Annotated in this window: 20 protein-coding genes and 1 pseudogene; 2 read left to right on the top strand and 19 right to left on the bottom strand. The window is 44.4% G+C overall.

Annotated features, from left to right (window positions below):
- Positions 1-190 precede the first annotated feature (190 nt).
- The 5 genes from DWZ61_RS16965 to DWZ61_RS16950 all read right to left on the bottom strand — a co-directional run bounded on the left by DWZ61_RS16965 (position 191) and on the right by DWZ61_RS16950 (position 5,415).
- Positions 191-919 carry a carbohydrate ABC transporter permease gene (locus tag DWZ61_RS16965; RefSeq protein ID WP_243026448.1) on the bottom strand — a complete coding sequence of 243 codons (729 nt, stop codon included), beginning with the start codon at positions 917-919 and terminating at the stop codon, positions 191-193.
- An 85-nt stretch (positions 920-1,004) separates the two neighbouring features.
- On the bottom strand, positions 1,005-1,892 hold the full coding sequence (locus DWZ61_RS16960; RefSeq protein WP_118504748.1) for a sugar ABC transporter permease: 888 nt from the start codon (positions 1,890-1,892) through the stop codon (positions 1,005-1,007).
- A gap of 3 nt (positions 1,893-1,895) precedes the next feature.
- A complete protein-coding gene (locus DWZ61_RS16955) occupies positions 1,896-4,100 on the bottom strand; it encodes a DUF6259 domain-containing protein (protein ID WP_118539832.1) in 2,205 nt (734 codons plus the stop codon).
- Positions 4,097-4,261, bottom strand: a complete 165-nt coding sequence (locus DWZ61_RS19855) for a hypothetical protein (RefSeq protein WP_172594771.1) — start codon at positions 4,259-4,261, stop codon at positions 4,097-4,099. The genes DWZ61_RS16955 and DWZ61_RS19855 overlap by 4 nt, the downstream gene beginning before the upstream one ends.
- Positions 4,262-4,371: 110 nt before the next feature.
- Positions 4,372-5,415 carry a LacI family DNA-binding transcriptional regulator gene (locus tag DWZ61_RS16950; protein ID WP_118539830.1) on the bottom strand — a complete coding sequence of 348 codons (1,044 nt, stop codon included), beginning with the start codon at positions 5,413-5,415 and terminating at the stop codon, positions 4,372-4,374.
- Positions 5,416-5,737: 322 nt separating this feature from the next.
- Here DWZ61_RS16950 and DWZ61_RS19525 point away from each other — a divergent pair, with 322 nt between their 5' ends.
- Positions 5,738-5,920 (top strand): hypothetical protein, encoded by a 183-nt coding sequence (locus DWZ61_RS19525; RefSeq protein WP_145985612.1) that lies wholly within the window; start codon positions 5,738-5,740, stop codon positions 5,918-5,920.
- Between the two features lie 345 nt (positions 5,921-6,265).
- Here the strand turns inward: DWZ61_RS19525 and DWZ61_RS16940 are convergent.
- The 8 genes and pseudogenes from DWZ61_RS16940 to ftsH form a co-directional block, all read right to left on the bottom strand.
- Positions 6,266-6,685: pseudogene (locus DWZ61_RS16940) on the bottom strand (UDP binding domain-containing protein); the annotation flags it as partial.
- Positions 6,686-6,819: 134 nt separating this feature from the next.
- On the bottom strand, positions 6,820-7,494 hold the full coding sequence (locus tag DWZ61_RS16935; RefSeq protein WP_118539826.1) for a hypothetical protein: 675 nt from the start codon (positions 7,492-7,494) through the stop codon (positions 6,820-6,822).
- Between the two features lie 24 nt (positions 7,495-7,518).
- On the bottom strand, positions 7,519-7,737 hold the full coding sequence (locus DWZ61_RS16930) for a hypothetical protein (protein ID WP_022312097.1): 219 nt from the start codon (positions 7,735-7,737) through the stop codon (positions 7,519-7,521).
- On the bottom strand, positions 7,734-8,189 hold the full coding sequence (locus DWZ61_RS16925) for a YaiI/YqxD family protein (RefSeq protein ID WP_022312098.1): 456 nt from the start codon (positions 8,187-8,189) through the stop codon (positions 7,734-7,736). The genes DWZ61_RS16930 and DWZ61_RS16925 overlap by 4 nt, the downstream gene beginning before the upstream one ends.
- Positions 8,190-8,388: 199 nt before the next feature.
- Positions 8,389-8,820 (bottom strand): PIN domain-containing protein, encoded by a 432-nt coding sequence (locus DWZ61_RS16920; protein ID WP_022312099.1) that lies wholly within the window; start codon positions 8,818-8,820, stop codon positions 8,389-8,391.
- Positions 8,817-9,032: a type II toxin-antitoxin system prevent-host-death family antitoxin gene (locus DWZ61_RS16915; RefSeq protein WP_022312100.1), complete on the bottom strand. Its 216-nt coding sequence runs from the start codon at positions 9,030-9,032 to the stop codon at positions 8,817-8,819. Before DWZ61_RS16915 ends, DWZ61_RS16920 begins: the two co-directional genes overlap by 4 nt.
- Before the next feature lie 139 nt (positions 9,033-9,171).
- Positions 9,172-11,445 (bottom strand): extracellular solute-binding protein, encoded by a 2,274-nt coding sequence (locus DWZ61_RS16910; protein ID WP_172594772.1) that lies wholly within the window; start codon positions 11,443-11,445, stop codon positions 9,172-9,174.
- Positions 11,446-11,646: 201 nt separating this feature from the next.
- A complete protein-coding gene (gene ftsH, locus DWZ61_RS16905) occupies positions 11,647-13,470 on the bottom strand; it encodes an ATP-dependent zinc metalloprotease FtsH (RefSeq protein ID WP_118539822.1) in 1,824 nt (607 codons plus the stop codon).
- Positions 13,471-13,707: 237 nt separating this feature from the next.
- Here ftsH and DWZ61_RS16900 point away from each other — a divergent pair, with 237 nt between their 5' ends.
- Positions 13,708-14,754: a lysylphosphatidylglycerol synthase domain-containing protein gene (locus DWZ61_RS16900; RefSeq protein ID WP_118539820.1), complete on the top strand. Its 1,047-nt coding sequence runs from the start codon at positions 13,708-13,710 to the stop codon at positions 14,752-14,754.
- Between the two features lie 99 nt (positions 14,755-14,853).
- Here DWZ61_RS16900 and ftsZ read toward each other — a convergent pair whose 3' ends face one another.
- From ftsZ to DWZ61_RS16870, 6 genes are all read right to left on the bottom strand, one after another.
- Positions 14,854-16,050 carry a cell division protein FtsZ gene (gene ftsZ, locus DWZ61_RS16895; protein ID WP_118539818.1) on the bottom strand — a complete coding sequence of 399 codons (1,197 nt, stop codon included), beginning with the start codon at positions 16,048-16,050 and terminating at the stop codon, positions 14,854-14,856.
- A 101-nt stretch (positions 16,051-16,151) separates the two neighbouring features.
- Positions 16,152-16,886, bottom strand: coding sequence for an FtsQ-type POTRA domain-containing protein (locus DWZ61_RS16890; protein WP_118539816.1), 735 nt, complete (start codon positions 16,884-16,886; stop codon positions 16,152-16,154).
- The gene (murA, locus tag DWZ61_RS16885) at positions 16,879-18,162 is read right to left on the bottom strand and encodes a UDP-N-acetylglucosamine 1-carboxyvinyltransferase (protein ID WP_118539814.1); all 1,284 of its coding nucleotides are present in this window, start codon (positions 18,160-18,162) and stop codon (positions 16,879-16,881) included. The genes DWZ61_RS16890 and murA overlap by 8 nt, the downstream gene beginning before the upstream one ends.
- An 84-nt stretch (positions 18,163-18,246) precedes the next feature.
- The gene (locus tag DWZ61_RS16880) at positions 18,247-19,419 is read right to left on the bottom strand and encodes a putative peptidoglycan glycosyltransferase FtsW (RefSeq protein ID WP_118539812.1); all 1,173 of its coding nucleotides are present in this window, start codon (positions 19,417-19,419) and stop codon (positions 18,247-18,249) included.
- A gap of 34 nt (positions 19,420-19,453) precedes the next feature.
- Entirely contained in the window at positions 19,454-20,821 is a 1,368-nt protein-coding gene (gene murD, locus DWZ61_RS16875) for a UDP-N-acetylmuramoyl-L-alanine--D-glutamate ligase (RefSeq protein ID WP_118539810.1), read from the bottom strand.
- A 165-nt stretch (positions 20,822-20,986) separates the two neighbouring features.
- Positions 20,987-21,250, bottom strand: coding sequence for a hypothetical protein (locus DWZ61_RS16870; RefSeq protein WP_022312581.1), 264 nt, complete (start codon positions 21,248-21,250; stop codon positions 20,987-20,989).
- Between the last annotated feature and the right edge of the window lie 140 nt (positions 21,251-21,390).

Raw genomic sequence — 21,390 nt, 5'->3', positions numbered from 1 at the left:
CTTCATTGGAAGTATTTCCTTCATTGGAAGTATTTCCTTCATTGGAAGTATTTCCTTCATTAAGGGAAGCATCACCTGTATCCGTTGAAACACTGCATCCCAGTAACATAGATACACATATAACACTAATGGTTAACACTGACACTAATTTTTTTCTCATCATTTCATTTTCTCCCTTCTGCTAATTGTTTTATCCTTTAACGGCCCCCGTAGTCAAACCTTCTACTATTTGATTGCTGAAAATAAGATAAACTATTATTGTCGGCGCCAAAGCAATAATAATTGCAGCAAACATTTGTACATAATTAACAGCATAAGGTCCTACAAAATATGTCAGGGTCACCGGTAAAGTCTTTTTATTTACATCAGATATAAATACAAGTGCCATTAAAAGTTCATTCCAACTTGAAACAAAAATCATCATTCCCGCTACTGAAAATCCAGTTTTGGTAAGAGGTGCAGCAATTTTAAAAAAACAGGAATAAATACTGCATCCATCTATACAGGCAGCTTCAAAAATTTCATTCTGTAAAGATTTAAAAAAACCTGTCATTAAAAAAATTACCATCGGCAATGCAAATACCGTATATGGAATAATTAACCCGATCAATGAATCTGTCAGCCCCAATTTTGAAAACTGAACAAATAAAGGAATAAGTACACAATGCACAGGTATCATCATCCCAAACAGAAAATAACTCAAAGTCCATTCTGAAAGTTTCCATTTCATTCTTGCAATGGCAAAAGCCGCCATAGATCCAATCGTCAAACTCAATATCAATGATACTGAACAGACAATAAATGAGTTAAGCATAGCTATCCCCAAATTTCCATTGACCCATGCATAGATATAATTTCCCAACTGCAGAACTTCCGGCATACTGAATGGATTTGTCATTAATTCCTGATTCGTCTTCAACGATACATTAATCATCCAAAGAAACGGCAGTATATATATTAACGTTAAGATTATCAGAATGATATATATAATTATTTTCTTCGGTTTACATTTCATAATTTTCCACCCTTATGCCCTTCCGTATTATCAACGACACTATTAAACAAAGTACCAGCAAAACTACAGCTATAGCGCTGGAATAACCATATTTAAAATAAATGAATCCTTGTTCATATAAATGTGTTGCAAGAACCTGGGTCCTGTTACTAGGTCCGCCTTGAGTCATGTTATAGACCAGATCAAAAAATTTGAGGGAACCAATACAATTTAATGATAACGATGTTATAAACATTGGTTTTATCAAGGGTAATGTAATAAAACGAAATGTTTTCGTATCTGACGCACCATCTATTCGTGCCGCTTCATACAAATCCTTAGAAATGCCCATAATCTGAGCCATATATAACATCATATTCTGTCCCACATATTGCCAAAGTGCTACAAAAGCAATCACGATCATAGGAAGAACAATAAAACCGTCTGATTCCATCAGCCATAAAGGTCCCTGTATTCCCAACTTATCCAACAGATAATTGAGTCCAAATTTCGGATTAAAAATGAATGCCCACAACAACCCCAGTGCGGCTGATGATAAAACCGTAGGGAGATATATTACATTCCTAAAAAAGTTTCTTCCTCGTCTGATATTGGTCAGCATAACAGCCAGAAGCACTCCTATTATCTGTTGTGTGACGGCAGAAAATATCATGAAAAACAAGGAATTCTTTAAAGCCATCCTCATTGTTTTGTCCTCAAATAAAAGGGTTTTAAAATTATCCAGACCTATAAATACCGGCTCTTTTAATGCGTTATAATCACATAGAGAATAATACAGCATCTGCAGAATCGGAATAAGCAAAACAACTGTAAATAAAACAAATGCGGGAGCTACAAAAAACACTATTGCTTTCCTGTTACGCAACATCCTATCCATACTCTATCTTTCCTCTCTAACAACAGCTGCCGATCTGGCTGACATTTTCAATCTGACTTTTCCTTTGACTATATTCCTCCAGTATCTTTTTTCATATCCGTTTATTTCCACGAAAACTTTTTGTATATGTTTCATATATGAATCTACCGGTATATCTACAATCTTTGTCTCATCTGACACGTTTGCCAACGCGCAGGCTATTTTACCTGCCGGATTCTTCCAAAACATACTGAGTACAGAAGGTACCGTTATGCTTTTCCTTTTAAAACCAAAATCTAATCCCTGAATATAAATGTCCATTCCGGGTACAGGCAGTTCTTCTGTGGGAAGCATCTCCCCATATATAAGATAGGACGTCGCATTTTTTAACGCTGCACAAACATTGCATGCCATCTCCATTATTTTAGGATCTGCCTCTTCTGGTTCATGATTTTTTATTTCCCCCAACATATTCAGGGGGGATCCTGCCGGAAGATTACCACAGATAAAATTCCATCCATGGAAATATACGCCGGTTTTATTATCAGGAAGCAATGATGTCCAATCCCCCGCATAACAAGGAATATATTTATGATATAAATATGAAAACAGTGGTATACTTTCCAGACCACCCTGAGGTTTATCATAATTTCGGCAATGGTAAATATCCAGATACTGAATAAATGGTTCTGAAATCCACTCCTGTGACAGTGCAAAATCTTTAGAAATTTTCTTTGCGTCTTTTCGAGTCTCATCATATATTTTTTTAAGACTTTCTATCTGCCAGATGCCTCTGCCCGGTGGATGTCCATGCCCGAAATTGTAACATTCGGAAGTGCCCCCTCCTAAAACCTGATCCGCCTGCTGCATAATAACACCATATTCTTTTAACATCCGGATTGACGCTCCGTAAATCTGACTTTTTGCCTGTTCTGTAGCAGGGCAGGCATATGCATGCACCCCATCCCATTCGTCAATATTAGAGTCTACAATAGGAACTCCGTTAATATCTAACGCCGCTGATTCACGATACTGCTGTTCAAATATTTCTCTTCCATCATAGTCTAATGCCAATTGAGGCTGATCTTTTGATTTTGTTCTATGTCGTCTTATAAGGATCTTTAAACCCGATAAGCCGAAAGTAAATGGAATCTCCCCGTTTCTCATAAGTCTGCCACACATATTCCGAAATCGTCTTTCTCCTCCAAAAGGAGGAAAATAATCAGGACCGGCCCATTCACCTATTTTTTCCCAGCCACACATCATTGCAACAATCGGAATGTCCAATATCTTTTTCCATTTTTCGATATAATCAGGTACATAATCCAGATAAGCCTCTCCTTTGTTCTGGTACCTCAGGCGAAAGCTCAAGAAGAATGCCCCTTTTTTTATCCAGTCCGGGATATCTTCACGCTCTGAAATAGTTTTATTACACCAGGGTGCGGTTTCCGCAAATTTCTTATAGATTTGGGCTGCCTGCTTCCAGTCGCCTTTAAAAAACCTGGTAACAATCGTATATTCTAATGAAAAATCCATTTTCGGAATTTCCGGTCTAAGATGCACCGGACTCAGATCTATAAATTTATTTTTATAATAAATTGGGCCCATTTTTTTAGGATATCCATCCGTATCTGCCGCATAAATTAAAATTCCTTCCTTTTCATCGTAATAAGCGGTCATCTGCACTGCCAAATTATTCGGTTTTTGTTTTCCTTCTCCCGGATACCAGTATCTTTCCGCAACTATTTCGGCGTTAGTGTCTTCCCATGGATGTAACTCCGGGTTGCCTAGAAGGATACCGTCCATCTTAGGCAGTAAGATTCTCTCGCTTTCCGCATTTAATCCTAAATACGGTTTAAACAGAAGCACCGGATATTCTATTTCACTGACAGCGAACCTTGTCTTATTCTCTATTAATATATTCCAGTGAATTTCTTCATCCATAAATCCTATTGTACATTTTACCGTTACTGGCATACCGTCCAAATTTCTATAATCAATCTCCAAACACTGACTTTGCTGTATAAAGTCAATCTGCTCTGCCATATCACCGGTCAGGGCCAGTGTTCCCGGCATAACACGGTTTTCTATTATTTCTGTCATAGTCAGACGGAATAAACTACATCCATCTTTCACAATATAATTTCTGCCCGAGCTTTTACTAACTAAAGCCAAAAGGTTTCCTCTATCATCAAACTGAAGCAGACAATGTATGTTTTCTAATATCATCTGTCATCCTCCTTATCCGCATCGCTAACCTTTACATTCAGCTCTTTAAAATATCCCCTTCCTCTTTCCGCAAACATTGCCAGATAAGTTCCCGTAAATGTCATCGTTCTTGTGCCTTCCGTAGCAAGTCCGGCTACCAGACCTTTTCCCAATTCAAACATCCCCCCTGCCTTATCTGTATATAAAAATCTATACCACTTCTTATCGCTTTTTATTGCTAAACGTATTTCTCCTGATTCTCTGCACTAAAGCTTTTTAACACTTTCACCTTCTAAAATTGAAACTTTAAATTTATATATATATACTTATATTTAAAACCATTTAGAATATCAATCAGGATTTCTGCACACTTCGCGCCCTGAAGTTCCGGATACATATTTACCGTAGTTAACTTAGGTGTATATTTATCGCGCGTAAACAAACCGTCTATTCCCATTACGGATACATCATCAGGAACCCGAATTCCAAGTTTTTTCAAATATTCAATAGTGCCGAATGCAATATCGTCATTAAAACATAAAATTACTGTAGGCTTATATCTCATAGAGACATAAAATTCAGCCACTTCCTTTCCAATATAAAACCAATCATAGCAGAGGAAATCCCCTGATTCCTGAGGACATGGAATCTTTATTCCTTTCGTATTGCTTCTCCTCTTTACCCGGTCCTGTACATCTATAATGTATTTTTCATATCCTATGCCAATCTCCTGTTTCATCCGCTCTTCCCAGTATCTAAAACGCAAATCTACATAACCATAACTGAATGGCAATGTCATACCTATTTTTTTATGTCCCAATCCGATCAAATAATCTATGGCTTTATTAATCACCTCTTCATTATCAATCGTCACAGCCGGCATTGCTTTTGAAAACGACATGCCCGGATTAGAACATGCTGTCACAGCCGGAAGATTATAATTTCTCCCCACCGAAGCTGCATAGGCTTCCGCTACCATTTCATTTGGAAACAAAATTCCATCCGTTATTGTTTCTTTTACCATTTCAAAATCATTTTCATCCATTACCGTCAATACATGATATCCTCTTTCCTTGGCGGCTCTTACCATGCCATGATACATTTGATTGTAGTATGTAGAAGTAAGATCTTCGCAGAAAAAAAGTAACTGCTTTGTTTTGTTTTGCTGAAGGGCCATTGCAACAGGATTCTGTACATATCCCATTTCTTTTGCCGCCTTTAATACTTTTTCTCTTTTTTCTTTACTTACATATCCACTATTATTTATTACTCTTGAAACAACAGATACTGATACTCCAAGTTTTTCTGCAATGTCTTTTCTCGTAACATTTTTCATTTACCGGACCTCGCAATATTATGTACTTTAAATCTGCCATTTATATGTCCTTTAATTAATTTTCAGTTTAAGACAATAAATAATAATATACAATACGGAAAAATGTGGTCGCGCGACCATATGTATTTATGCATAAAAAATGAATTTAAAGATTATTCCGTTCTTTTCCTGAATCAAATACGAAGCGCCAGGAAAACTATTGCTGAATTTGTCATTTACTGCAGCTTCAGTGACTCCTGTGTACAGCTCTCCGGTAAGGAGAAAGAGGCAACGATGTCCAGGACTATACAGAAAAATACTCAGAGAAAAGGAGAACAGTATAATGGAAATATCAAAAGAATCATTAGAAAATTTATTGGAAAGAACCGGTCTTAACGGTATTACAGAAGTGTTACTCCCCCACTTACGGAAAATGGAGAGGCGCTATAAAGAGCAAATGAATCCGCCGAAGTATATGTCCGAGTTCTGCGGCAGATTATCTTTTATAAAAATGGTTGAGGATTAGCTTATGATGACCTGATATATAGACTGCCATTAAAAGAATACGCAGTACAGCACAAGTGTACGGAAATATATATCTTAGACCTAAAATATATGTTATACCGAAAAAAGATATTGACAGTAAGGCTGCAATGATTATGGGCCTCCAGGCGGCGCGTACCTGCAAGGCAAAGCGTGCCAGTGCTAAATGGCAGTGGCACGCTTTGCCTGATATTTATAATCCCGGAAATATTATACACAAATGCAGAGGGGTATGTTACCCTCTGCTGTTATAAAAGGCCCATTGGAGTAAAGGAACGAAAAAACTATGAGTATATATAGTCTCTCCATATATCTCAATCTCATATCATTAATCACGACCGAAAAGATCTCTTGTATATACCTTCTCCTTTACATCGTCCAGACAGCTGTCATACCGGTTGGCAATGATGGACTGGCTCATCTCCTTGAACTTCGCAAGGTCATTGACCACCTTGCTGCCGAAGAACGTACTGCCGTCCTCCAGAGTAGGCTCGTAGACAATCACCGTAGCTCCTTTCGCCTTGATCCGCTTCATCACGCCCAGGATGCTGCTCTGGCGGAAGTTATCGGATTTGCTCTTCATGGTCAGGCGGAATACACCTATTATACATGTTTTTTCTTCATCTTTACTGTAGTCACCTTTATTATAATAGTCATAATATCCTGCCATAGAAAGTACCTGATCAGCAATAAAATCTTTTCTCGTCCGATTAGATTCTACAATTGCTGATATCATGTTCTGGGGTACATATCATAGGGTGTTCCTGAGCTTTTTTCATTTGTAAAAATAATGATATTAGGGTGAGACTCTTTCAAGCTGCCTTCTCTCTGTGAATAATCTACCAAGGATCTGTGTCGGCTCTTCAGCATTTTCAGTTAAGTTCAATCTTCTGACCAATACTTCATTGAAATAGGTTCTATTACAACTGCAATTATATTATTATTTTGATCTACTCTAAATCTAAATGCATAAAAGTAGTCTTTGGTTGAATCAATTTTTAAGAAATAATTATATGCTCCGGAGTCCTTTAACCCATCATGTGAGAATACATCTTTAATATCTGCGGAACGCTGCTTTGTATCTCCATATAATTCAATTACTTTGTCTATACTGTCTCCAAGTTTGATGCCTCTTACTGGACTTTCTATTACATTACCATCATCTGTAAATTCACCTGATACTATCATGTTTGCATTATCGGCAAGCATGTATGCAGCCTCATCATTTCCTGCCTCTACATATTCATTATATGTATCATATCCCAAAAAACTAAATGCAAGGTCTTTTTCTGAAAGTGGCTCTGCTTCTTCTATGTTGGTTACTTCTGTGGTCTTTTCTGCCTCTGTTGATTCGTCTTTCGCTTCTGCTTCACTTGTGTTATCTTCTACTACCTCAGTGCTTTCTATTGTCTCCGTGGTTGTTTCTGTAGTTTCTACTTGTGCAGATTCAACGGCATTGGGGATGGATTCTGTTGTCGCTGTAGCTTCCTGTTTTCCGCAGGAAACAAAAGATAAAATACATATTGTCATCAGCGCTAAAATAATTTTTCTTTTCATAGTCTATTCCTCGCTTTGTTAAAATCAATATTCTTTTGTAATCTCTCCCTCAATCCCATACATTATCTTAAATGTCTCAAGGTCTTCCGCCCGGCGGATCAGCATGACTTCTTCAAATTTTCCCGTGTGGATATCCTTGAATCCCGCCACCTGTTCACCGTTGCAGATGCTGGCTTTGATAACAGGTTTTTGATTGCTTCTGTCGTAAGTCTTCTTTTCGGTTCTCTTTGGAAAAAGTCTCATTTCTCTTCCTCCAGTGCTGCTTTTACCATCCGTTCAAAGGATTGTGCAAATCTTTCGTCATCCTCTTCTGTCCGCTTCTTCGGACCTTTTAAATGATTTTTATGAGAAGCTCTTCTTGCCTTTTTATTCAGATGTCGTTCCATGAGCATCTGGTCGATGTTCTCATCCGTGTACCATTTACCGGACTGGTGGATGGCGTAGGCACTCTTGCCCAGCGTCATGGCTGCCACGCCATAGTCCTGAGTTACCACGATGTCTCCCCTGCGGCAGAGACTGATCAGCTTATAATCCACAGCATCCGCCCCAGCTCCCACGACCACCACCTCGCTGTAACCGGAAGTCAGTATATGATTGGTATCGCACAGAAGTGTCACCGAAATCTGATATTTCTTTGCAATCTTTTCCACTATGTCCACCACCGGACAAGCATCTGCATCCACATAAATCTGCATAGGTAAGTTCTCCATCACCTTTTTCTGTAATTGAAATTATAGTAACTTTATCAGACGTTTACAAGTGTATATTTAGCCATAAAAAAACCGACCTCCTATCGTTAGATTTTAGGTCTAACGATAGGAGGTCGGTTCAGGATAAGGCTATTTTTCAATCCATATCAAAAATTATCCATTTTGAACAATTCACTTCTTGTTTTTATTCAGTTTCATTTTCTTCCTCTAATAGCTTTAATAATGCAGAAGGTTCACACACCTTAACAGAAGATTTCATATAATCTTTTACATTTCTGGTTACTATACAATCCATTTCTGAACGAATTGCTGTTTCCACCATAATAGCATCTTCATAATCACCAATTTCAGAAGATATTGCTTTCCGGCAATCTAAAGAAGTGGTATCCAACAAATGAAATAAAGTAAAAAGCTTGCTCAAAATCTTTCGTGTTTCTACGTCGTTATGTGTTAAACGGTGTGTCAGATAATAGATATCTGTAACTGACTTTGCTGTAATATAACCCTCAAATTGCTTATTTGCAGAATATATAAAGAGTTTTTGCGCTGCTTCTGAAAATGGAGCACGAGACTGTAATGCATCGATGATAACACAAGTATCAACTAAAACTCTCATATCGTATTCAACCTTTCTTCCCGTGCTTCTTCCAGAGTCATATCATTTGAAAGAACGCCAAACAATGATTTAGCAACATCTACTCTATCCTGATATGGATTAGACAATTTTGCAACAACTTTTCCGTTACGAGTAATATAAATATCCTCTGTTTCTGCAAGCATAAGATATTTGCCAAGATTAATTTTTAATTCAGTTGCAGTAATGGACATATCATCATCACCTTTCTTGAAGAATAACTATTTATCGTCTCATAAAGAGAATCTCTCTTTTCAATTATATTATACACAAATCGAACGATTTTATCAATAAAATCGTTCGAAAATCGACTATTGAATGCTGGTCGGAGCGCTACTCCGCCAGATACATCTTCAGGCTTCCTTCCACCGCATCCATGGCTTCCTCCACACTCGCCTGCCCGTTTAGGTATGCCTGTAAGCTCTCGGTCAGGGAAGTCTCGATCTGAGTGTCTTCCTTAAGGCACAGGGTGGCTGCCTTGCACAGCTCCATCAGATGGTTCGCGGTCTCCTCAGAGTAGGCTTTGATGGCGAACTCTGCGGTACTGCCGTCGATATCATAGGTGGTATAGGCTTCCGCCATGCTGCGGTCTGCTGCAGCCTGCGTCTCCAACGCTTTTGCATTGACAGGGAATCCCTCATAGGTATCCACTCTCTGCAATTCTTCGGACAGAGCAAACCGCAGGAAATCCTTTGCGATCTCCACGTGTTCACTCCGGCTGTTGATTCCAATGACCATCTTCGGATAAAATGCATTTTCCACGGATACCACATTGGCATTTAACAGTTCTGCCACAGCATAGGGTGTCATTGCCTGATTAAAGCCGTCAGTCTCCTGAAGTACCAGCTTCACATCAGATCCCAGATCCCAGATATTCGCTGCACGGCCTTCTTTTCTGGAAGGCAGGATACCGCAGTTATCCGCAATCTTCTTCAAATCTTCCAGCCAGGGACGTAAAGAATCACGATTCACCTGACGGTTCTGTAAAATATCATCGACGATCAGGGGATAGAACTCTTCCACCAGTTCGCCGCAGGTACGGTCTCCCAGATAACTCTCCGTCTTTCCGGATACCGCCTTTGCAATAGCATCCATGCTGCTCATTTCCTCCGGCTGCACATCCCTGCCGACAGCTAACAATAATCCGAATTGCAGCGGCACCGCATACCGTCTTCCATCCGCCTCTTCATAGGCTGTTGTGATGTTGGAAAGCAGGGTTCCGTCCTCTTCCATGGGCTGCAAAATCTCTTGCAGATTAAACAGCAAGCCCTTAGAGGCATATGTGTCCAGTTTCAGATGATCCATCACCATGAGATCCGGTCCGCTGCCGGAGGTCAGGGAGGTGTTCAGGTCCTGATAGATCTGCTGATAATCCGCATTTCCGCTGTATTTATCAGTCATAGAGATTGCCGCATCCACATGAATCAGTATCTCCGGATGCTGCTTATGATACTGCACCGCAGCCTGCTGTAAAAAGAAGCTCTCCTCTACGGTATACAGTGTCAGTTCTTCGGTCACCTCTGTCACCGCATCGGGATCGTAGCGGTAAATCATTATTTTATCCCCGCTCTCGCTTCCAAACCACGCGTATACACTGCCGTCCGACAGCGCCACAATATCCCTGCACCACTGATCCGACAGAGAAAAACCGGTATCGATTCCCTGAAGCAGCTTCTGCCAGTTGGTATCGCCTGCGTCGCAGCGGAAGAATCCGTCTGCATCCGCCGCATAGACTGTGCCGTCTCCCAGCACACTGAAATAAGCAGAGCTGTAACTGTCCTGGGAAAAAGGAAGCACTTCCTTCTTTTTTGCCCCATTGCTTCCATCCAGCTGCATCTGCAACAGACCGTTCACGTTCCCCTGTTCATCCGTCTGTGCCAGATACAACGTATCTCCCACAGCACTGACCCACTTATTATCCGACAGACTGCCACTGTCTGTCAGGCTGTCGCTCTCCTGGCTGCTCACCAGGCTTCCGTCCTGTGCCAATACAACATCCAGGGAAAAATAAGACAGTCCCACTAACAATCCGTCCTCTGTCAGTGTCACATACTGCGGCGTATCATAGAACCGATAGCCATCCATATCCATAGGCTCCAGCCACTTCTGTGGTGTAATATCCAACGCACTGCCGTCCGCTTCCTTCCACAGATGTGCGGAAGAGCTCTCCTCATCCCGGTAACAGTTGCCGTACAGGTACTGATTCCCCTCCGCATCCTGCAACAGTGTAAAACTGTCACTGCTCTCCAGACCCTTTCCCTCGGGAAGCGCCTTCAGCCAGTCCTTCGTCACTTCCGTCAGAGTATCCCCTTCGCCCAGCATCCATTCCTCTAAAGAGACCTGACCTTCCGATCCTCCTGCCACGAGAAAATGTAATTCATCACCCGAACGGAAGATCTGGCTGATATTTTTGTCCTTCCATTCCTCCGGAAGTGAGAGTTCCGTCTCTACATATCGTCCTTTCTGCACTTCATCAGGTGACGCTGCGATCTGCTGATCGTTCTTATTCCCACACCCGGTGAACAGTCCCATGACGATCGCCATACAGGTTGCCAGTGCGATTCCTTTTTGCATGTTATTGTTGTTAAAGTAGTTTCTGTTTCGCATCTTAATATCCAGTCCCTTCCCGTAATCTGTAAATTTGCCATTCCACAGCTTTTTCTTACAGGAAAAGTATAGTGGTTTCTTTTTTAAGATAACAGTAGGCATGGTTTAAGATGCCATTAGCACCTCTTTAAGATTTGTTTAATTTGCTCACACAAAAACGGAACCGGCACAAACGCCGATTCCGTCTTCTCCGGGAACCATTTAGGAATTCAATATCTTCATAAATTCTTCTCCGGTAATGGTCTCTTTTTCATATAAATACTGAGATAGTTCATCCAGTTTAGCACGGTTTTCCAGCAGGATCTGCCCTGCCTTCTCATGCTGCTTCTTCACCAGTTCCACCACTTCCTTATCGATGGCAGTCTGGGTCTCCATGGAACAGGTCAGGGAGGAATCTCCACCCAGATACTGGTTCGTCACGGTCTCCATGGCTACCATGTCAAAATCCTTGCTCATACCGTAGCGGGTGATCATACCTTTGGCAAGCTTGGTAGCCTGTTCGATATCATTGGAAGCTCCGGTGGTCACAGATCCGAAGGCGATCTCTTCCGCGGCACGTCCGCCGGTCAGTGTAGCGATCTTGTTCTCCATCTCTTCCTTACTCATCAGATAATGATTGCCTTCCTCTTCCACCTGCATGGTATAACCCAGTGCACCGGAGGTACGGGGCACAATGGTGATCTTCTGCACCGGTGCGGAATTGGTCTGCTTCGCTGCTACCAGTGCGTGTCCGATCTCATGGTATGCCACGATCCGCTTTTCCTTATCTGTAAGGATGGCATTCTTTTTCTGATAACCGGCGATAACTACCTCAATACTCTCTTCTAAGTCTGCCTGGGTTGCGAACTTACGTCCATCTCTGACTGCCCGAAGAGCTGCTTCATTGACGATATTGGCAAGCTCCGCACCGGAGGCTCCGGAAGCCATACGGGCGATCTTGTTGAAGTCCACATTATCTGCGACTTTGATCTTGCGGGCATGCACTTTCAGGATTTCTTCTCTTCCTTTCAGGTCGGGAAGCTCTACCGGCACACGTCTGTCAAAACGTCCGGGACGTAACAGTGCGGGATCCAGACTCTCCGGACGGTTGGTGGCCGCCAAAATGATAACGCCGTTGTTGCCTTCAAAGCCATCCATCTCGGTCAACAGCTGGTTCAATGTCTGTTCTCTCTCATCGTTTCCGCCCACCTGTCCGTCACGCTTTTTACCGATGGCATCGATCTCATCGATAAATACGATACAGGGAGCCTTTTCCTTCGCCTGTTTGAACAGGTCTCTGACCTTGGACGCACCCATACCCACGAACATCTCCACGAATTCCGAACCGGACATGGAGAAAAAGGGAACATTAGCTTCTCCGGCTACTGCCTTGGCCAGCATCGTCTTACCGGTTCCGGGAGGGCCTACTAAGAGGATACCCTTCGGCATGGAAGCACCGATCTCTTTGTATTTGTCGGGGTCATGCAGGTATTCCACGATCTCTGTCAGATTTTCCTTCGCCTCATCCTCACCTGCCACATCGGTGAACTTGATACCGTTGGAAGACTTCACATAGACCTTCGCATTGCTCTTGCCCATGCCTCCCATGCCGAACATCATGGAGTCGCCGCCGGCCTTTTTCGCCATCTGACGGTACATCAATTGTCCGAAGCCAATAATGATGATCAAAGGCAGCAGCCAGCTGATCAAAAAGCTTAAAATCGGCGATGCTTCCTCCACGATCTCACTGGAGAATTTTGCCCCGCTGTCATACAGTCTCTGCGTTCTGTCCGGATCATCCATCAGACCGGTCTTGTAGATGGTCTTGTCATTTTTTGCCGTGAATACGATCTGATTGTCCTGGATTTGTACCTCATCGATCTGTTTATCATAAGTCATCTGCATAAAAGTGTTGTAATCCACTTCCTTCACTGCCCTCTGTACGATCTGAGGTACCAGAAGACTGTTGATCAGGATAATCACGATCAATGCAATCATATAATAGAATATGAACGGTTTTTTGTTTGGTTGTTTGACTTCCTGCATACATTTTCCCTTTCTCATTCCTGTATTATTGTCCAAATCTGTTGTAATAAATCAATCATAGCCACTTTTTGCCACACAATCAATGGATATTCTCTTACCTTATTCTAAAAAAAAGATAAACTTATGCGGTGAAAAGACTACGTTTTTCAAAATCTGTTTCTTTCCATTTTCAGGCAAAAGAGAGACAATCAAAATAGATTTTTACTTGCCAAAAGGTTCAAAAAGGAGGAAACGTCTGTGTCGGATACTACCAAAAAGAGATTAAAATTCGCAGGAAAGCTTCTGTTTGTCTGTCTGTTATTAGGTATCCTGTATTACAGCTTCCGGGATTCCATGGGAGATATGCTGACGGAGCTTGCCAATGTCTCCCCGCAAGTGGTCATGTCCCTGTTCCTGACCGTGATCCTCTACCATATCTTTGAAGGGCACATCACCTGGCTGATCGTGCATAAAACGCACCCGGAATATCCCCGCCTGAAGGGATTCTGTAATGCTTTCTACTGCTCTTTCTATAAGACAGCCACTCTGGGCAGCGGTTCCGGCATCGCAGGAATCTATTACCTGAACAAAGCCGGTATCCCGGTTCCCAATGCCACCGGCATGTACTTTTTCCAATATATTGTCCACAAGGTCTCTATGGCAGTCTATAGTCTGCTATTGTTTTTGGCAACCTATGGATTTATTCATGCTTCATTTGCCGATTATCAATGTTATATCCTGCTGGGATTTGCAGGAGTCTGTGTGATTGCAGGAGTTCTGTTAGCTGTCGCTACCGTACCCTGGATGCAGACTGCCTGTAATCTGCTGGCCAACCGGTTCCGTGCAAAGTATCCCTCCTGGGAGGAAAAACTCACCGGTGCCGGGCATAAGCTTGCCCTGCTACAGGCGGAAAGCCGGTCTCTGTTACAGGATCCAATATTGCTGCTTCACCTGTTCCTGTGTAATGTATTAAAGTTCACTACCTGGTATATCATCCCCTGGATCGTGTTCTGCAATTCTCTTGGGGGAGAATACGGCGATCTGCCTTTTTCTTTCCTGCAATGTTTTGCTCTGACCTCTCTCAGCCAGTCGCTGGCGGGTGTCATCCCCACCCCGGCGGGGATCGGATCCGTAGAAGCTGTCTTTACATTGCTGTTCCGGCGTCTCCTGCCGGAGGCCAAAGCCCTGTCTGCCGTGCTTCTCTACCGTTTCGCCACCATGCTGTTACCTTGTGCGATCGGTGCGTTCTTTGTACTGGGGGAGCGGATTATTTCTCTGCACAGGAAAAAGAGAACGGCAGACTAATATGCTTTCCTAAAATCTCCACACAAAACAAGCCACAACACAGTATTCTGTGTCGTGGCTCTTATTATGTTCCGTTATGATAAAAACAAATACTAAGTATTACTTTCTCTGTAAGAAATCAGGAATCTTCAGAGATTTCTCTTCTACGGAGCTTCTAATATCTGCAGGCTTATGAATACCGGGCACCGGCTGTATGGGTCTCGGAGCCTGTCCTCCCTGTCCCTGGGATGTCGTAGGAGCGGTAGACTGTATATTCATTCCCTTCAGAGAACTGGGAGTCATATGGGAAGCAGGCTGTCTGAATGCAGCGCCTCCTCCCAGACGATTCTGTACACCGTTGTTGGCCTTGTCTTCCAGACCGGTAGCAATAACCGTAATGGTGCAACTGTCGGACTTGGACTCATCATACATGGCACCGAAGATAATATTTACATCGTCTCCTGCCAGCTCCTGAACATAGCTTGCCGCATCGGAAGCATCTGCCAGGGTAATGTCACCGGAAATATTGATGATAACATGGGTAGCACCGGAAATCGTAGTCTCTAACAGAGGGCTCTCCACTGCCATCTTGACAGCTTCCATAGCCTTGTCATCGCCCTTGCCTTCACCGATACCGATGTGAGCAATACCCTTGTCCTTCATAACCGTCTGTACATCTGCGAAATCCAGATTGATAACTGCGGGAACATTGATCAGGTCAGTGATTCCCTGTACTGCCTGCTGCAGTACTTCATCCGCCTTCTTCAGTGCTTCCGGCATGGTGGTACGTCTGTCCACGATCTCCAGAAGCTTATCATTGGGGATTACGATCAGGGTATCCACGTGTTCCTTGATACGCTCGATACCGTTTAATGCATTGACCATACGGGCTTTTGCTTCAAAACGGAAAGGCTTCGTTACCACACCAACGGTTAAGATGCCCATATCCTTTGCAAGCTTGGCCACTACCGGAGCAGCTCCGGTTCCGGTACCTCCGCCCATACCACAGGTGACGAATACCATGTCTGCACCCTTCAGAGCTGCGGAAATCTCTTCTGCACTCTCCTCGGCTGCTTTCTCACCGATCTCAGGCTTGGCTCCCGCACCAAGACCCTTGGTCAGCTTCTCACCGATCTGTAACAGTTTCGGAGCTTTGCAGAGCTGCAATGCCTGCTTATCGGTATTCACCCCGATAAAATCCACTCCGTCAATCTTCTCATCTATCATTCTATTTACAGCGTTGTTACCCGCGCCACCTACACCGACTACGATGATCTTGGCAGCTACATCCGCGTCATTCGTCTTAATCTCCAGCAAGGTTAGTTCCTCCTTTTAACCCTTTTCAACTTCACATAGACTATCATATAATCATTTTACAAATTTAGCAACCTATTTTTTCAAAATGTTTCACAAATGTTTCACGCGTCCGGTTTGAATGTAAATTTACCCTTTCCTTCCTCGTAGTTTTCCATTTGCAGGGTTCCGCTTTTACCCTGTAACTTCTCCAGGAAGTCCGGCAACAACTGCAGCTTGTCCTCTATATGGCTGTTGTCACTGCCCATGGACACCTTGATCTGTCCGAAGTAGATCGTAATGTCACCGGAAGAATGCAAATAGATCTTGTCCGCAGCCAGTGAATATTTGTTCAAAAGCTTTGTCAGATCCATGATACTGGAAAACACCTGCGGATCCTCCACCGGCAGTTGCTCTCCCAGCACCACATGGTTGAAGGAAAGCCCCGTGATCTGCGGTATTCCCTGGGTGCGGATCCCGGAACTTTCCACCACATAGCCGTCTTTATCAAAATACATATAAGTATCCAGATATTTCACATATCCCGCCAGTGCTTTTTCATATACAGTGATCTTGATCGTGTCGGGTGCCAGAATCGATACATTCATCACATCCACAAAGGGAATGTCCTGAATCCCTCTGTCCCGGTATTTCAGAGACAGATACAGGGAATTATCTCCCAAAGGTCCCGACATCACGATCTCCATGATCTCGTCCTCGGTATAATGCACATTGCCCTCCACATACACGGTACGTACCGTATACACGGAGTGCAATGCCACCGCACCACCGCCCAGTGCCAGCAGCAGGATGCCTATGATCACTATTCTTCTGATAATTTTGCTTCGGTCTCTATACACTGATGATCCGTGCTCCTAATTCTCTCAAGTCTCTGCAGATATTTTCATATCCGCGTTCTATAAAGTGCTGTCCTGTCACGAAACTCTCGCCTTCTGCCGCAAGCCCCGCCAGAACCAGTGCCGCACCGCCGCGAAGTTCACATGCTTCCATCCGGCTTCCCCGTAAATGCTCCACTCCGGTGATCACGGCATGTCTTCCGTCCTTCAGAACAATCTCTGCTCCCATGCCCTTTAGCGGTTCCGCAATACGAAAACGATTCTCGAAAATATTCTCTTCAATGCAGCTGCATCCTTCCGCTCTCGTCAGCACCGCCATTGCCACCGACTGCAGATCCGTGGGGAACTCCGGGTATGGCCCAGTCCGCAAATGTGGTATGGCCTGCGGCCTTTTGGAACACTGTACGAACAGGCCTTCCTCCGAGGCAATACACTGTGCACCCATTTTTTCCGCCACAAAGGTCACCGCTTCCATCTGCTCCCAGGGAGCCTCTGTCAAAAGTGTACTGCCTCCGCAGCCGATACAGGCGAACAGATACGTCCCGGCTACGATCCGGTCTGCCGGAACCGTGAACTGTGTACCATGAAGCGGTCTGTCACCATGAACCAATAGTTCCGTTTCTCCGATTCCTTCGATCTGTGCACCACATGCCGTCAGAAATTCGCACAATGCCGTCACTTCCGGTTCTCTGGCGGCCCCCAGTATCCTGGTGTCTCCGTCCGCCTTCACCGCAGCCAGCAAAATATTCTCCGTAGCTCCCACACTGGGAAACTCCAGTGTGATCTCTGCCCCGTGCATTTTCCCATCCTTCACCTGTGCAGACAGAAGCCCTTCTTCCTCCCGGAATTCGACGCCCATCTGCTGTAGTGCCCTGATGTGCAGATCGATCGGCCGTTCTCCGATGATGCACCCACCCGGATGCTCCATGGTCACATAACCACATCTTCCCAGCAATGCTCCCAACAGGCACAGAGATGAACGCATTCCGGTGATAGCTTCCCCCTGCATCCGTCTGGCCTCCGCTCTCTCGCAGGGAAGTTCTTCATTTTCTCCCGGCTGTACCCGGATCCCTTTTTCCTGCCAGTGCACCAGACATCCCAGTTCCCGAAGCAGATGCACGAAACAGTGTACATCTGCAATACGTGGGCAGTTCTGAATATAGGATACTTCATTGGTAAGAAGCGTTGCCGCCAGGATCGGAAGTACCGCATTCTTTGATCCCTGTATGCGTACCTTCCCCTGCAGCGGAATGCCTCCCTGCATGCGGATTCCTTTCATACAGCACCATCCCCGTTTTTATGATAATCTTATCTTATGTAGGAAAGCACTGTTTCGTACCATGTCTTCTGAATATGTATTTTTCTACAGCTCTTTTAACTGGATCCTGCGCGCCACACTCAATACCAGTCCGATCTCCGACAGCAAAAACAATGCCGAAGAACCTCCGTAACTGATAAACGGCAGGGAAATTCCGGTGTTGGGAATGGAGTTGGTAACTACGGCAATGTTTAAGATCGCCTGGATTGCGATATGTCCCATAACGCCCACCACCAGCATGGCGCCGAACAGGTCCGGTGCATTATTGGCAATGACCATCATCCGCCACAACAGCATAATGAACATGAGAATAATGGCAACCGCTCCGAACAATCCCAGTTCCTCGCAGATAATGGAGAAGATCATGTCGTTCTGTGCCTCGGGCAGGAAGCTTAACTTCTGCATACTCTGCCCCAGTCCCTTGCCCCAGATGCCACCGCTTCCGATGGCATACAGTGCCTGCAGGGTCTGGAAGCCTTTATCCTGTGCCTGACTTTCCGGGTTCAGCCACGCCTGGATTCTTGCCAGACGGAACTTGCCACCGATCTTATCTCCCAACTGTACGACTGCGACTACCAAAAGTCCAGCCGCCGCCAGTACGCTGCCTCCCATGATGATGAATTTCTTGTAATCCGGGCTTGCCACGAATACCATCAGCACCGCAATACCCATAATAATAATGGCGGAACTCAAATTATCCGTAATGAGGTACACCGATGCTGCGATCGGCAGGGGTGCCGCCATCATGGTAAAGAAGCCTTTCATGGTACGGACGCTTTTTCCCATCTTGCATACCAGACTTGCCAGGAACAGGATCATACACAATTTCGCTACTTCCGCAGGCTGCAGGTTGAAGCCCGTATGTGGGATACCGATCCATCTGGTAGCGCCGTGGGAAGTGATACCCAGGGGGGTCTTTACCAGGAAGATCAGGATCATGGACACCACATATCCCAGGGTGGCAAACCGTTCCCAGAAGGTATACGGGATATTGGCAATGACCATCATGAAGACCAGACCGATGATATTGGCGATCAGCTGTTTCTTCATATAATAGGCGGCATCTCCATAGGAATCATAAGCCTCATAGGAGCTGGCCGAATAGATCATGATCAGTCCGAATCCCAGTAAAAACAGCACAATAAAAAGCAGGCTGTAGTCAAAAAAGTATTCGGATTGTTGTTTCTTTTTACGTCTTCTTCCCCGCGTTTCCGCCATGCCTGCTTTTACTCCTTACTTCTGTTATGATTTCTTATTCCGCCAGTCCGTGTACATATTCCTTGAAAAGCTGTCCTCTGACTTCATAGTTCGGGAACATGCCCCAGCTTGCACAGGCCGGAGACAACAGTACCGCTTCTCCCGGCTGGGCCAGTTCGGTACACAGCTTCAGGCATTCCTCATAGGTATCTGCGAAACGGATCTTATCAAAGCCATGCTTTCTGGCACACTCGGCAATCTTCTCTCTGGTCTGGCCGATGAGGACAAGGCACTTTACCTTGCCATCAAAGCTGTCGATCCACTCATCGTACTCGCTCTGCTTGTCATAGCCTCCGCCGATCAGCACGGTAGGCTTGCTCATGGCTTTGATGCCCTGGATCGCCGCATCGGGATTGGTTCCCTTGGAATCGTTGTAATAGTCCACACCGCCCTTGGTAGCCACGAATTCGATCCGGTGCTCCACCGCATGGAAACCGCGGATCACAGTAAGGATCGTCTCCATGGGCACCTGCATACCTTCTGCAATGGCTATGGCTGCCATGACATTTTCCACATTGCACAGGCCTACCAGATTCATATCCTTGTGAATATCCATCAGTTCGGTCTCTTCGCCGTTCACACTCTTGATAATCTTGTCTCCCCGCAGGAAGTAACCGTTTTCCAACTCGTGATGGGAGGAGAACAGTACCGGAGTCGCAGGACATCTTCCTGCGAAATCTCTGGTATAATCATTGTCATAATTCAATACACAGATATCATTTTTTGTCTGGTGGGAAGCCACTGCTTCCTTGGCTGCCACATAGGCCTCCATGGTATGATGTCTGTTCAGGTGATCCGGTGTAATATTCAGGATGGCTGATACTACCGGATGGAATGTATGTATGGTCTCCAGCTGGAAAGAACTGATCTCTCCCACGGTGACACTATCCTTTGACGTCTTCGTTACTTCCAGTGTATAAGGGTTGCCAATATTACCCACTACAAAGGTCTTCTCCGCACCGAAATGAGCTTTCATGATCTCACCGGTCAATGTGGTGGTGGTAGTCTTGCCGTTAGTGCCGGTAATGGCGATCACTCTGCCTTGCTCTGCAAGGAATCCCAGTTCGATCTCTCCCAGGATCTGTACCCCGCGGTCCCTCATACGGTTCACCAGAGGAATATCCGTAGGTACTCCGGGGCTTAAAACGGCTGCCTGAATGCTCAGTTCTACCTCCTCCGGCAGTTCTCCGGCGATACAGACTGCCTTGCTTTCCCCGGGAAGCTTCGCCTCCAGATCTTCCTTTGTCAATTTATCACTGCTGTCATACAGAACCACGTCTGCATGGTATTTTTCCAATAAAGCCACTGCACCGATCCCGCTGATGCCGGAGCCGATGACCAGACATTTTTGTCCTTCTAACATTTTCCTTACCATACCTTTCTGTAAAAGTCCATTAGTTCATTATAACGCATTCCCTACAAATGGGGAAGAGATTTTTACAGGAGACTTACGCAAAGAAGCCCTCCAACATATATATGTCGGAGAGCTCCGGTTCATTCCAGTTTCTGTGTACAATAATCTTCGGTTCTACGCTTCTACGATCAGATATCTGCCGTCTCCGATATCGAATACTTCATCTGCCTCCAGAATCTCATCATCCACAGCGCCGTCCACATCCATGCCGGCCTCATCAAAATACTCAATGACATCCTCCACGGAATCTACCACGACTGCCATGCACTCTTCCAGAAAATCTTCTGCCTCATCCAGTGTCTCTGCTACAGCTTCCGGGAAAAGCTGGAGCTGTTTGTCCAGGAAGCATTCCAGTACCGCATCATCATACTCTCGCATGCTATTACCTCCAAATTCTTACAAAAATGTCTTATTTATTTTCATAATAATATGGATATAAGATTACGTCAATTAGCAATTCGATATAGATGTAAATAGAGAGTTAGTAAAGAAATGCTATCAAATCCCCGTAGCCCTTG

It is taken from the genome of Clostridium sp. AF34-10BH, from assembly GCF_003478095.1.
Classification (GTDB): domain Bacteria; phylum Bacillota; class Clostridia; order Lachnospirales; family Lachnospiraceae; genus Acetatifactor; species Acetatifactor acetigignens.
Note: the sequence above shows the minus strand (reverse complement) of the source record. Positions and strands in the feature narration are given on the sequence as shown.

Coding starts and splice junctions, on each gene's coding strand:
- ftsH (WP_118539822.1), bottom strand. CDS start 13,470: ATGCAGGAAGTCAAACAACCAAACAAAAAACCGTTCATATTCTATTAT.
- DWZ61_RS16960 (WP_118504748.1), bottom strand. CDS start 1,892: ATGGATAGGATGTTGCGTAACAGGAAAGCAATAGTGTTTTTTGTAGCT.
- DWZ61_RS16955 (WP_118539832.1), bottom strand. CDS start 4,100: ATGATATTAGAAAACATACATTGTCTGCTTCAGTTTGATGATAGAGGA.
- murD (WP_118539810.1), bottom strand. CDS start 20,821: ATGTTAGAAGGACAAAAATGTCTGGTCATCGGCTCCGGCATCAGCGGG.
- DWZ61_RS16935 (WP_118539826.1), bottom strand. CDS start 7,494: ATGAAAAGAAAAATTATTTTAGCGCTGATGACAATATGTATTTTATCT.
- DWZ61_RS16920 (WP_022312099.1), bottom strand. CDS start 8,820: ATGAGAGTTTTAGTTGATACTTGTGTTATCATCGATGCATTACAGTCT.
- DWZ61_RS16880 (WP_118539812.1), bottom strand. CDS start 19,419: ATGGCGGAAACGCGGGGAAGAAGACGTAAAAAGAAACAACAATCCGAA.
- DWZ61_RS16925 (WP_022312098.1), bottom strand. CDS start 8,189: ATGCAGATTTATGTGGATGCAGATGCTTGTCCGGTGGTGGACATAGTG.
- DWZ61_RS16950 (WP_118539830.1), bottom strand. CDS start 5,415: ATGAAAAATGTTACGAGAAAAGACATTGCAGAAAAACTTGGAGTATCA.
- DWZ61_RS16915 (WP_022312100.1), bottom strand. CDS start 9,032: ATGTCCATTACTGCAACTGAATTAAAAATTAATCTTGGCAAATATCTT.
- DWZ61_RS16910 (WP_172594772.1), bottom strand. CDS start 11,445: ATGCGAAACAGAAACTACTTTAACAACAATAACATGCAAAAAGGAATC.
- DWZ61_RS19855 (WP_172594771.1), bottom strand. CDS start 4,261: ATGTTTGAATTGGGAAAAGGTCTGGTAGCCGGACTTGCTACGGAAGGC.
- DWZ61_RS16870 (WP_022312581.1), bottom strand. CDS start 21,250: ATGCGAGAGTATGATGATGCGGTACTGGAATGCTTCCTGGACAAACAG.
- murA (WP_118539814.1), bottom strand. CDS start 18,162: ATGAAAGGAATCCGCATGCAGGGAGGCATTCCGCTGCAGGGGAAGGTA.
- DWZ61_RS19525 (WP_145985612.1), top strand. CDS start 5,738: ATGGAAATATCAAAAGAATCATTAGAAAATTTATTGGAAAGAACCGGT.
- DWZ61_RS16930 (WP_022312097.1), bottom strand. CDS start 7,737: ATGAGACTTTTTCCAAAGAGAACCGAAAAGAAGACTTACGACAGAAGC.